Here is an 11,526-nt window from a genome sequence, read left to right as displayed (position 1 = left end):
CTCCCCAGCCACACACACCCCCCCCCCACCCTCCTCCCCCCCCCCCCCCCCCCCCCCCCCCCCCCCCCCCCCCCCCCCCCCCCCCCCCCCCCGCGGCCGCGGCCCGTGCCGGGGCGCTGGATATCCGGGGCCCTCGTCGGGGGGCTGTGGTGGTGGGCGGTGGTCCGGCTGGCGGTGTGGCCGCAGTCGGCGGGGGTGGTCGAGGGGGCCGTGACGCTGGGCGGCTGGGGGCTGAGCCTGCTGCCGGTGCACTGCGTCCCGTGGACGGGGCGGCGCGAGGGCATATGCCGGAGCGTCGTGGGTCGTGGGGTCCTCGGGGTCCGGGCGGTGTTCACCCGGGCATCGCGACGCCGCCGTTCGGACGGGGGATCTGGGCGGTCGTAAACGGTGAGGCGTCGCTGACCAGGGCAGGGGGGATCTGATGGAGAGACCTCACGGAGAAACCTGACGGAGCGTCCATCAGTGGGGGCGGAGATGTGGGTCAGGGGGCGGGGGTGGGCAGGTCGCCGCCCGGCGGGTCCGGCTGGCAGGCGGGGCACCAGTAGGTGACGCGTTCTTCCGTGGCGGGTTCCTGGCCGGTGGTGCGCACGGTCGTGCCGCAGCGCAGGCAGGGGCGGCCGGCCCGGCCGTAGACCCACAGCCGACGGTCGGGGCGCGCGCTGGGGGTGGTGGTGCGGGCCGGGCGCCGTCTGTTGGCTTCCAAGAGCTTCCTGGCGAGCGCGGGCGCCCGCTCAGGGGCGGGCAGCTCGCCGATGGGGAGCCAGGGGGAGGCCCGCAGGACGAAGCACAGCTCGGACTTGTAGACATTGCCGATCCCGGCCAGATTGCGCTGGTCGAGCAGGGCCTCGCCGAGCGGCCGCTCCGGGGCGGCGAGCAGCCGGCGCAGTGCCTCGGCGGGGTCCCAGTCGGGGCCGAGGAGGTCGGGCCCCAGATGGCCGACGACCCGGGGCTCCTCGGCGGTGGGCAGCAGATCGAGGACGGGGAGGCGGTAGCCGACGGCGGTGTGCTCCGCGGTGCCGAGGATCGCCCTGATCTGGTGGGCCGGGCCGCCGCGCCAGCGCTCCTCGGGGCCGTAGATCTTCCAGGCGCCGTCCATCCGCAGATGGGAGTGCAGGGTCAGACCGCCCCCGAAACGGGTGAGGAGATGCTTGCCGCGGGAGACCACCGCCAGCACCTCGCGGCCGGTGAGGTCCACCGTCGCCAGCCGGGGAACGCGCAGGTCGCACCGGGTCAGCGGGTGGCCGGCCAGCGCTTCGTGGAGCCGCTGCGCCAAGCGCCAGACCGTGTCGCCTTCGGGCATGCCACCATCATGCCGGGAGCCGGCGGCGCCGGGCGGCCATGCGGCGACCGGGCGGCCGCTGCCGTCGTCAGCCCCGCAGCCGCAGCCCCCGGGGGGTCGGATGGAAGCCGGCCGACTCCAGGGTGGTGGCGAAGGGGGAGGTGAGCGCCGCGGTGCCGTTGATGCGTTCGGTGGTGAGGGTGCCCACCGCGCCGGCCCGGGCGGCGTCCGTGAGCGCCTCGACCGCGAGCCGGAGGCGCGGATCGGTGGACGCCTGGGCCGGGTCATGGCCGAGCGGCCACAGGAGCAGGGTCTTGCCGCCGCGCTCCATGTACAGCGTCAGCTCACCGTCGACCAGGACGACCAGGGAGCCCGCCTTGCGGCCGGGCTTGTGGGTCGAGCCCTCCGGCGGGTCGGGCCAGGGCAGGGCGGCACCGTAGGCGTTGGCCGGATCGGCGGCGGCCAGGACGACGGCGCGCTGCGGGCCGCCTCCGGACCGCCCGCGGCCGCTGCCCGGCAGCGCATCCTCGACGTCGCCCGTACGCTCCCGCTGGTTGCTCACCGCGCGCAGCCGGTCCACCGCGCCGTCCATCGCGAACTGGGCGGCGCCCAGCCCTTCGACGACATAGCCGCGACGGGCCTGACCGGACTCCTCGAACGCGGCCAGCACGCGGTACGCCGCGGAGAAGCCGCCCTCCACCCCCTCGGCGGCCACCGCCCCGCGGGTGACGATGCCGTGCCGGTCCAGGAGCGTACGCGCCAGGGCGTGGGCGCGGTGGGTGGGGTCCGCCTCCGGGGCCGGCAGCAGCGACCAGCGGCCGCCCACGGTCGGCGGGCCGGAGCGGGAGGCGGTGGGGCGGCCGCGGCCCGCCGCCGCGGTCAGCGACCCGTATCTGCCGCGGGGGACGGCCCGCCGGGCGCGGTGGGCGGTCGAGCCGGCCGTGCGGCCCGAGCCCAGCAGGGCGCGCATCGGGGCGAGGGTGTCGTTGGTCAGCCGACCCGACCAGGCCAGATCCCACAGGGCGTCGGCCAGTTGGGGGTCGGTGGCATCGGGGTGGGTGGTGGCCCGGACCTGGTCGGCGAGCTGGCGGAAGAACAGGCCGTACCCCGGGGCGAGGGCGGCGAGCAACGACTCGTGCAGGGCGGTCAGTTCCAGGGGGAGGGGCGGTGGAAGCAGCAGCGGGGCGGAGTCGGCCAGATGGAGGGAGAGCCAGCCGTCCTTGCCGGGGAGCGCGCCGGCGCCGGCCCACAACACCTCGCCGGTGGCGGTGAGTTCGTCCAGCAGGGCGGGGGTGTAGCCGCCGACGCGGGACGGCAGCACCAGCTTCTCCAGGGCGGAGGCCGGCACCGGCGCGCCCTGCAGCTGCTCGATGGCGCGCACCAGGCCGTCGATACCGCGCAGGCCGTACGACGCGCCGGCGGTCGGCGCCGGATGCCCGGCGGGCGGCGCCGGGCGGGGGGCGCCGACGTGCTGCCACTGGGGGAGGAAGGCGGCGAGCGCGGCGGGCGGCACCGGTTCGAGCTCCTCGCGCAGCGCGGCGAGCGAGCGGCGGCGCAGCCTGCGCAGCACCTGCGCGTCGCACCACTCCTGGCCGATGCCCGCGGGGTGGAACTCCCCCTGGACGACCCGGCCGGCGGCCGCGAGGCGGTGCAGCGCGCCGTCGGTGACGGCCGTGCCGAGGCCGAAGCGGGCAGCCGCCTGCTCGGAGGTGAACGGGCCGTGCGTACGGGCGTAGCGGGACAGCAGATCGCCGAGCGGGTCCTTGACCGGTTCGGTGAACGACTCCGGGACGCCGACCGGCAGCGCCGTACCCAGCGCGTCGCGCAGCCGGCCGGCGTCCTCGACGGCGGCCCAGTGGTCGGCGCCGGCGATCCGCACCGCGATGGCGCGGCGGGCGGCGGCCAGTTCCCTGGTCCACGCCGGATCCGCGCCGCGCTCGGCCAGCTCGGCGTCCGTCAGCGGACCCAGCAGCCGCAGCACGTCGGCGACGCCCTCGACGTCCTTGACGCGCCGGTCCTCCGTCCGCCACTGCAGCTCGCGCTCCAGCTCGGCCAGCACCTCCGCGTCCAGCAGCTCGCGCAGCTCGGCCTGGCCCAGCAGCTCGGCGAGCAGCCGGGAATCCAGCGACAGCGCGGCGGCGCGGCGCTCGGCGAGCGGGGAGTCGCCCTCGTACAGGAACTGCGCGACATAGCCGAACAGCAGGGAGCGGGCGAACGGGGACGGCTCGGGGGTGGTGACCTCCACCAGGCGGACCCGGCGGGCCTCGATGTCGCCCATCAGCTCCGTCAGGCCCGGCACGTCGAAGACGTCCTGGAGGCATTCGCGGACGGCTTCCAGCACGATGGGGAAGGACCCGAACTCGCTGGCCACCTGGAGCAGCTGGGCGGCGCGCTGGCGCTGCTGCCACAACGGTGTGCGCTTGCCGGGGCTGCGCCGCGGCAGCAGCAGGGCACGGGCGGCGCATTCGCGGAACCGGGCGGCGAACAGCGCGGACCCGCCCACCTGGTCCGTGACGAGCTGATCGACCTCGCCGTGGTCGAAGGCGACGTCGGCGGCCCCCACGGGGGACTGCTCCGGGTCGTACTCCGCGCCGCGGGCCACCAGGCCCGGGTCGGCCGACAGGTCGAAGCCGCCGTCCCCGTCGAGGAGGTCGAGGCCCATCAGGTCGGCGTCCGGCAGCCGCAGCACGATGCCGTCGTCGGCGTGCATCACCTGGGCGTCCATGCCGTAGCGCTCGGCGAGGCGGGCGCCGAGGGCCAGCGCCCAGGGGGCGTGGACCTGCGCGCCGAAGGGGGAGTGGATGACCACCCGCCAATCGCCGAGCTCGTCGCGGAACCGCTCGACGACGATCGTGCGGTCGTCGGGGACATGGCCGCAGGCCTGCTTCTGCTCGGCGAGATAACCCAGCACATTGGACACCGCCCAGGCGTCCAACCCGGCGGCGGACAGCCGGGCCCCGGCGTCCTCCGGGCCGAGCGAGCCGATCTCCCTGAGGAACGCGCCCAGCGCACGGCCCAGTTCCAGGGGGCGGCCCAGCTGGTCGCCCTTCCAGAACGGCAGCCGGCCGGGGACTCCCGGGGCGGGGGTGACCAGCACCCGGTCGCGGGTGATGTCCTCGATGCGCCAGGACGTCGTGCCGAGGGTGAAGACATCGCCGACACGGGACTCGTAGACCATCTCCTCGTCCAGCTCTCCCACCCGTCGCCCGCCACCGCCCTTGCCGGAGTCGCCGCCGGCGAGGAACACGCCGAACAGGCCGCGGTCGGGGATCGTGCCGCCGGACGTGACGGCCAGGCGCTGGGCCCCGGGACGGCCCGTGACCGTCTGCGCGACGCGGTCCCACACCAGGCGCGGCCGCAGCTCGGCGAAGGCGTCCGAGGGATAGCGGCCGGCGAGCATGTCCAACACGGCCGTGAACGCCGACTCCGGGAGCGCCGCGAAGGGGGCGGCCCGCCGGACGACGGTCAGCAGCTCCTCGACGTCCCAGGTGTCCATCGCGGCCATGGCGACGAGCTGCTGGGCGAGCACGTCCAGCGGATTGGCGGGCACCCGCAGCGCCTCGATGGCGCCCGAGCGCATCCGTTCGGTCACCACGGCCGCCTGCACCAGGTCGCCGCGGTACTTGGGGAAGACGATGCCCGTCGAGACCGCGCCGACCTGATGCCCGGCCCGGCCGACCCGCTGCAGCCCGGAGGCGACCGACGGCGGCGACTCGACCTGGACGACCAGATCGACCGCGCCCATGTCGATGCCCAGCTCCAGACTTGAGGTGGCGACCACGGCCGGCAGCCGGCCCGCCTTCAAGTCCTCCTCCACCTGGGCACGTTGCTCCTTGGACACCGAGCCGTGGTGCGCGCGGGCCAGCAGCGGAGGCGCCCCCTTGGCGGCACCGGACTCGGCCATCAGCTCCGCCGGGGAGTGGTGCTCGGGCAGGGCCTCGCCCGTGGCGCGCTCGTAGGCGATCTCGTTCAGGCGGTTGCACAACCGCTCCGCCAGACGGCGGGAGTTGGCGAAGACGATCGTGGAGCGATGGGCCTGGACGAGATCGGCGATCCTCTCCTCGACCTGCGGCCAGATGGAGGGCTTCTCGCCGGTGTCGCCCTCCTGGACCGGTGAGCCGCCCAGCTCGCCCATGTCCTCCACCGGGACGACCACCGACAGGTCGAAGCGCTTCCCGGACGGCGGCTGGACGATCTCCACCCGGCGCCGGGGGGACAGATAGCGGGCCACCTCCTCCACCGGACGCACCGTCGCCGACAGCCCGATCCGGCGCGCGGGACGGTCGAGCAGCTCGTCCAGCCGCTCCAGGGACAGCGCGAGATGCGCGCCGCGCTTCGTGCCGGCGACCGCGTGCACCTCGTCCACGATCACCGTCTCGACGCCCGCCAGTGCCTCCCGGGCCGAGGACGTCAGCATCAGGAACAGCGACTCGGGGGTCGTGATGAGGATGTCCGGCGGGCGGTTGGCGATCGACCGGCGCTCCGCGGGCGGCGTGTCCCCCGAGCGGATGCCGACCTTGATGTCGGGCTCCGGCAGCCCGAGCCGGACCGACTCCTGCCGGATTCCCGTCAAGGGACTGCGCAGATTGCGCTCGACGTCCACGGCCAGCGCCTTCAGCGGGGAGACGTACAGCACCCGGCAGCGCTTCTTGGGCTCGGCGGGCGGGGGAGCGCTCGCCAGCGCGTCCAGCGACGCGAGGAAGGCGGCGAGGGTCTTGCCGGATCCCGTCGGCGCCACCACCAGGACGTCCGAGCCCGCGCCGATCGCCCGCCAGGCACCCTCCTGCGCGGCGGTGGGCGCGCTGAACGCCCCGGCGAACCATCCACGGGTCGCGGGAGAGAACGAGTCGAGCGCTGCCTTGGCCATGTCCCCCATCGTGCACCGCGCCACTGACAACGCGGTCGCCGCGAGGGCCGCCGGCCGCCCCCGACGGGGCCCGCGACACCCGTCCACGCTGTGGACGCCCAGGTCGGGAGCCTTCCGGACCCTTCAGAATGGGGGCATGGTCACGGGCAGCGGGGACGGTGCGGCGACCGGCGGCGGCCCCGGCACGGACGCCACGCCGCGGGCGCGCGGGGAGTGGGCGCGCCACTGGCGGTACGCCGGGCTGCCCGGCCTGGACCTGCTGCGCGCCCGCTACGTCCGGCACTCCTTCCCCCGCCACGCCCACGACGGCTACGTCGTCTGCGCGGTCACCTCCGGCATCGAGGAGGTCGGGCTCCAGCAGGGCACCGTCCGGGCCGGCCACGGCGGGATAGTGATGATCAACCCGGAGGTCGCGCACACCGCGCGGGCCGGCGCGCCCGAGGGCTGGGCCTACGCCACCCTCTACCCGTCGCCCGAGGTCGTCGCCGAGATAGCCGAGGAGACCACGGCGCTGCGCGGCACCGCCGGATTCACCCGGACCACCGCCGAGGACCCGCACCTCGGCCGCATGATCACCGAGGTCCACGGGGCCGCCGAGGCGGGCAACGCGCTCGCCGCCGACAGCCTGCTGCGGATCGCCGTCGCCCGGCTGCTGCGCCGCTACGGAGGCCCGCTCCCGGCTCGTACGCCACGCAGCGCGGGCGCACGGACCGCCGACCTGGCCCGGGCCCTCCTGGAGGAGCGGATGGCCGACCCGCCCTCCCTGGAGCAGCTGGCGCAGGAGCTCGGCACCAGCCCGTTCGCGCTGCTGCGGGCCTTCAAAGGCGCGTACGGGATGCCCCCGCACACCTGGCTCACCGATGCCCGGGTGCGCCGCGCCCGCAGGCTCCTGGAGGAGGGCCACACCCCCGCGCAGACCGCCGTCGAGGTCGGCTTCAGCGATCAGCCGCATCTGAACCGGCACTTCACCCGCATCGTCGGGGTGCCGCCCGGCGCGTACCGCAGGGAGCGGTCGGCCTAGGCCCCAGGCCCTGGGCCCATCGGACAGACCCTGGGTGCGCTCCCGGGCCGCAAGAACGTACAAGACCACCGAGGGCGCGCACTCCTAAGGTCCCAGGCGTGCCAGAACAGACAGAGATACGCCCCGCGGGCCCCACCGCGCCGCCGGGGCCGGCGGCCACCGCGAAGCCCGACTCCGCCGTCGTCAGGGACGCCCTCGGCGTCGGTATCGCCGTCGGACTCTCCGGATTCGCCTTCGGAGTGACCTCGGCCGGAGCCGGCCTCAGCCTGCTGCAGACGTGCGCGCTCAGCCTGCTGGTGTTCACCGGCGCCTCGCAGTTCGCCCTGGTGGGCGCGCTCGCCGCGGGCGGCAACCCGTTCACCGCCGCGGCCGGCGCCTTCTTCCTGGGGACCCGCAACGCGTTCTACGGTCTGCGGCTGTCCACCGTCCTCGGCTACCGGGCAGGCGTCAGACCCTTCGCCGCCCACTGGGTCATCGACGAGACCTCCGCGGTCACCCTGGCCCAGCCCGACCGCCGCAGCGCCCGGCTGGGCTTCACCGTCACCGGGCTGAGCCTCTACGCCCTGTGGAACCTCACCACCTTCGCCGGCGCGCTGGGCGCCGAGGCGCTCGGCGACACCGACGCCTGGGGCCTGGACGCGGCCGGGCCCGCGGTCTTCCTGGCGCTCCTCGCACCGATGCTCAAGACCGCCGTCGAGCGGGCCGCGGCCGGGCTGGCCGTGGTGGTGCTCATGGTGACGCTGCCGCTGCTGCCCACCGGCGTCCCGGTCCTGCTCGCGGCGCTGGCCGCACCCGCCGTCCTCGCCGTGCAGGGGCGCCGCGAGCGGGCGAGCGCGACGCGGGGGCCGGGCACCGGCCGGGCCGGCACCGCCGCGCGCCACAACGGCGGCGCGCCCACCGACACCACCACCGAGGAGGACCGGGCATGAGCGTCTGGATCGCGATCGCCCTCACCGCCGTCGGCTGCTACCTGGTCAAGTACCTCGGCCTGTCGGCGCCGGCCGGCGTACTGGAGCGCCCGCTCGTCAAGCGGCTGGCCGCACTGCTGCCGGTGGCCCTGCTGGCCGCGCTCACGGCCCAGCAGACCTTCAGCGACGGCCGGTACCTGATACTCGACGCCAAGGCCGCGGGCGTGGCCGCCGCGGCCGTCGCGCTCGTCCTTCGGGCGCCGTTCCTGCTGGTCGTCGGCGTCGCCGTGGTCGTCACCGCCGGAGTACGGGCACTGACCGGGTGAGCGCGGCGGGACTTTTCGGGGGCGGGCCGATGCCCGGCGGCCCCCACCGACGGCCCGGCACCTGCGGGCGGGCGCTCAGCCGAGGGGCCGCCCGTAGGCCCGCAGGGTCAGCAGCGCCTTGAGCGTCACCATCGGGCGGCCCTCCAGCGCCGTCCCCGGGGCCCACACCCGCCAGTTGACCGGCCAGCCGCCGTCCTCCTCCTGGAGGGCGGCGAGGTGGTCCAGGGCCCGGTCCATCTCCTCGTCGGTGAACCAGCCGCGGGCCAGCGAGTCGGGCGCCGCCGCGAAGTCGTACGCGAGGTGGTGCTCCCCCGGGGCGTACCCCTGCGCCACCGGGACGTCCGCGGCGCGCTCGGGGTCCAGCAGCACCAGGCCCTGCTCCCGTACCAGCCGGCCCAGCCGCTCGGCCGCCGCGGCGGCCCGCGGCCGGTCCGGGGCACCGTCCAGGAAGGCCACCGCCGCCTCCGCCTCGTACGGATGGGTCTCCTTCAGGGACTCCACGGCCGCCCAGCAGTAGTCCGTGGCCCGGAACAGCCAGGCGTGCCACACCTCGTTGCGGTGCAGCGTCCCCACCACGGGTCCGGTGGCCAGCAGCGCGCTCGGCGGATCGTCGACCACCGGGATCCACGGCGCGGCCGGATAGCCCCGCAGCGAGGGCTCCAGCGCGGGCAGCGCGCCCTGCGGCGTCGAGATCTTCGTCAGATAGCGGCAGATCCGCTCCACCTGGCGGCCGTCGCAGCGCCCGATCTGATCGAGGACCTTCAGGGCGTGCGCGGTGTGCAGCGGCTGGCTGACGGGGCCGCGCAGATCGGGCTCCAGGGCGTGGCCGAAGCCGTCGTCGTCATTGCGGTACGCGGCGAGCGCGGTCTCGACCGGGTCCGCCCCGCCGCCGAGGAAGTGGTGCTCGAAGAGCCGCTGCTCCAGCACCCGGGCGGTCAGCCAGACGAAGCGCTCGGCGCGCGCCAGAGGGGTCGAGGTGGGGCTTGCGTTTTCGGCCATGGCCCGACGGTAGGGCCGAAACCCCCCGGTGGCACCGGCTCGGGCACTGCTGCCCTCCCAGGGCGGGATACTGGAGGCATGCGGTTGACGGTCTTCTGGCAGCGGATGGCGGATCACTTCGGCGCGGGCTACGCCGACTCCTTCGCGCGCGATCATGTGATGTCCGGCCTCGGCGGCCGAACCGTCCACGAGGCGCTGGACGCGGGCTGGAGCGCCAAAGAGGTGTGGCGGGTGGTCTGCTCGGTGATGGACGTACCGCACGACAAGCGCTGAGCGGGCGGGCCGGGCTCCGGCCTCCTCGCCCGCCTCGCCGGGCGCCGTCGGCTGCGCCGTCACGCACCCCCCCGCCGTCACCGACACATCGCCCCCCGGCCCGACGGGAATGCCCCGAAGGCCGGGCATCGCGGACGCGGCCTCGGCCCAGAACCGGGATTGTCGGCGCCGTACGCGACACTTGGCTGCGTGCCCGTGTCTGATGAGATCACCAGCAACGACGTTCCACGGCCCGAGGACCGGCGTGCGGAGCCGCCCGAGGCGTCGCGGCCCGATGCGCGGATGCCGCGCTGGCTGCCGCGCGCCATGGTGCTCGCGCTCGCCCTCGTGGGGTGCTACCAGCTCGCCATCTGGGGATTCCACCAACTGATCACGCTGCTGCTGAACGTGCTGATCGCGTTCTTCCTCGGGCTGGCCGTCGAGCCGGCCGTCGACTGGATGGCGGCCCGCGGCATGCGGCGCGGGCTGGCGACCGGGCTGGTGTTCCTGGGCATCCTGGTCGCCGCGGCCGGCTTCTTCGCGCTCCTGGGCTCCATGCTCGCCGGCCAGATAGCCACGATGGTGGAGGAGTTCCCGCAGTATCTGGACTCCGTCATCAGCTGGATCAACAGCACCCTGCACACCCACCTGTCGCGGGTCGAGGTGCAGAACAACCTGCTGCGGTCCGACTGGCTGCAGAAGTACGTCCAGGACAGTGCCAACAACGTGCTGGCCGTCTCCGCGACGGTGCTGGGCAGCCTGTTCAACCTCCTGACGGTGGCCCTGTTCTCGTTCTACTTCGCCGCCGACGGCCCCCGGCTGCGCCGTGCCCTGTGCTCGGTGCTGCCGCCCCGCCGCCAGACGGAGGTGCTGCGCGCCTGGGAGATCGCCGTGGCCAAGACCGGCGGCTACCTCTACTCCCGAGGTCTGATGGCGCTGATATCCGGCGTCGCGCACTATGTCCTGCTGGAGCTGATGGGCGTCCCGTACGCCCCCGCCCTGGGCATGTGGGTGGGCCTGGTCTCCCAGTTCATACCGACCATAGGCACGTATCTGGCGGGTGCGCTGCCCATCCTGATCGCGTTCACCGTCGATCCCTGGCACGCCCTGTGGGTCTTCGGCTTCGTCGTGATCTACCAGCAGTTCGAGAACTACCTCCTGCAGCCGAGGATCACCGCCAAGACGGTGGACATCCACCCCGCCGTCGCCTTCGGATCGGTCGTCGCCGGTACGGCCCTGATGGGCGCGGTGGGCGCGCTCATCGCCATCCCGGCGACGGCGACCCTGCAGGCCTTCCTCGGCGCCTACGTCAAGCGCTACGACGTCCCCGACGACCTGCGGGTCCACGGCAGAACCCGCCGCAGGCGCGGCGCCCGCCTCCTCGCCCGTATCCGCCGCACCCCGTACGACGCGGCGCCCGCGTCCTCGCAGGAGGCCCCGGCGACGGCCGTCGCCCGGGGTGACGCGGAGACCACCCCCACCGAGGGTGGTCAGGACGGCCGGAGCGGTCGCTGAGGCCGCCCTCCTGAGGGCGGAAGGGCAGGCGCGGGCCGGAGGGCGTGGGCGAGCCGGAGCGCCTGCGCGGGCCGGCGTCCTACCCGTCGTACTCCCGGTCGTGGAGGGGGGCGTTCGGCAGCTGGGTGTCCAGGGACTCCCGGTAGCGGACGCAGCCGCGCAGGAAGCGCGGCCACGGCGGCACCGCCACCTCCGGTTCCACGCCCTCCGGCAGCAGACCCCACAGCCGGGGGTGGTGCCAGCACAGGTCATGCCCCGAGCTGTCCCGGTGCGCACGGATGCCCGTACGCAACCTCCGCACCTCGGCCGCCAGCTCGTCCCGGCCCAGCCGGTCCAGATCGTCGTCCAGCCTCACGGTC

Annotated in this window: 10 protein-coding genes; 6 read left to right on the top strand and 4 right to left on the bottom strand. The window is 75.0% G+C overall.

Going from position 1 to position 11,526, the window contains the following annotated elements; translation table 11 throughout:
- The first annotated feature begins 105 nt into the window (after positions 1-105).
- Positions 106-384: a hypothetical protein gene (locus ACZ5XZ_RS24575; protein ID WP_468981502.1), complete on the top strand. Its 279-nt coding sequence runs from the start codon at positions 106-108 to the stop codon at positions 382-384.
- A gap of 97 nt (positions 385-481) precedes the next feature.
- Here the strand turns inward: ACZ5XZ_RS24575 and ACZ5XZ_RS24570 are convergent, their stop codons facing one another.
- On the bottom strand, positions 482-1,300 hold the full coding sequence (locus ACZ5XZ_RS24570) for an Fpg/Nei family DNA glycosylase (protein ID WP_468981500.1): 819 nt from the start codon (positions 1,298-1,300) through the stop codon (positions 482-484).
- Between the two features lie 67 nt (positions 1,301-1,367).
- Complete coding sequence (locus ACZ5XZ_RS24565) at positions 1,368-6,146, bottom strand: Lhr family helicase (protein ID WP_468981498.1); 4,779 nt, start codon at positions 6,144-6,146, stop codon at positions 1,368-1,370.
- A gap of 136 nt (positions 6,147-6,282) precedes the next feature.
- Between ACZ5XZ_RS24565 and ACZ5XZ_RS24560 the strand changes: the two genes are divergently transcribed.
- From ACZ5XZ_RS24560 to ACZ5XZ_RS24550, 3 genes are all read left to right on the top strand, one after another.
- Complete coding sequence (locus ACZ5XZ_RS24560; protein WP_468981496.1) at positions 6,283-7,167, top strand: AraC family transcriptional regulator; 885 nt, start codon at positions 6,283-6,285, stop codon at positions 7,165-7,167.
- A gap of 98 nt (positions 7,168-7,265) precedes the next feature.
- A complete protein-coding gene (locus tag ACZ5XZ_RS24555; RefSeq protein WP_468981494.1) occupies positions 7,266-8,096 on the top strand; it encodes an AzlC family ABC transporter permease in 831 nt (276 codons plus the stop codon).
- Positions 8,093-8,401 carry an AzlD domain-containing protein gene (locus ACZ5XZ_RS24550; protein ID WP_468981491.1) on the top strand — a complete coding sequence of 103 codons (309 nt, stop codon included), beginning with the start codon at positions 8,093-8,095 and terminating at the stop codon, positions 8,399-8,401. Before ACZ5XZ_RS24555 ends, ACZ5XZ_RS24550 begins: the two co-directional genes overlap by 4 nt.
- Before the next feature lie 75 nt (positions 8,402-8,476).
- Here ACZ5XZ_RS24550 and ACZ5XZ_RS24545 read toward each other — a convergent pair whose 3' ends face one another.
- Positions 8,477-9,400, bottom strand: a complete 924-nt coding sequence (locus ACZ5XZ_RS24545) for a hypothetical protein (protein WP_468981489.1) — start codon at positions 9,398-9,400, stop codon at positions 8,477-8,479.
- A 78-nt stretch (positions 9,401-9,478) separates the two neighbouring features.
- Here ACZ5XZ_RS24545 and ACZ5XZ_RS24540 point away from each other — a divergent pair, with 78 nt between their 5' ends.
- Together ACZ5XZ_RS24540 and ACZ5XZ_RS24535 are read left to right on the top strand one after the other, a co-directional pair.
- Entirely contained in the window at positions 9,479-9,673 is a 195-nt protein-coding gene (locus tag ACZ5XZ_RS24540) for a DUF3046 domain-containing protein (RefSeq protein WP_384434446.1), read from the top strand.
- Positions 9,674-9,862: 189 nt separating this feature from the next.
- Positions 9,863-11,167, top strand: coding sequence for an AI-2E family transporter (locus ACZ5XZ_RS24535; RefSeq protein ID WP_468981487.1), 1,305 nt, complete (start codon positions 9,863-9,865; stop codon positions 11,165-11,167).
- 79 nt (positions 11,168-11,246) lie between these two features.
- On the opposite strand, the gene ACZ5XZ_RS24530 is transcribed toward ACZ5XZ_RS24535, so the two are convergent.
- Positions 11,247-11,522: a hypothetical protein gene (locus tag ACZ5XZ_RS24530; RefSeq protein ID WP_468981485.1), complete on the bottom strand. Its 276-nt coding sequence runs from the start codon at positions 11,520-11,522 to the stop codon at positions 11,247-11,249.
- Positions 11,523-11,526 lie beyond the last annotated feature (4 nt).

Source organism: Streptomyces sp. NPDC033270 (assembly GCF_055576575.1).
The sequence above is the reverse complement of the archived record's forward strand: the minus strand, read 5'-3'. Positions and strand labels throughout refer to the sequence as shown.

Coding starts and splice junctions, on each gene's coding strand:
- ACZ5XZ_RS24570 (WP_468981500.1), bottom strand. CDS start 1,300: ATGCCCGAAGGCGACACGGTCTGGCGCTTGGCGCAGCGGCTCCACGAA.
- ACZ5XZ_RS24565 (WP_468981498.1), bottom strand. CDS start 6,146: ATGGCCAAGGCAGCGCTCGACTCGTTCTCTCCCGCGACCCGTGGATGG.
- ACZ5XZ_RS24560 (WP_468981496.1), top strand. CDS start 6,283: ATGGTCACGGGCAGCGGGGACGGTGCGGCGACCGGCGGCGGCCCCGGC.
- ACZ5XZ_RS24550 (WP_468981491.1), top strand. CDS start 8,093: ATGAGCGTCTGGATCGCGATCGCCCTCACCGCCGTCGGCTGCTACCTG.
- ACZ5XZ_RS24545 (WP_468981489.1), bottom strand. CDS start 9,400: ATGGCCGAAAACGCAAGCCCCACCTCGACCCCTCTGGCGCGCGCCGAG.
- ACZ5XZ_RS24540 (WP_384434446.1), top strand. CDS start 9,479: ATGCGGTTGACGGTCTTCTGGCAGCGGATGGCGGATCACTTCGGCGCG.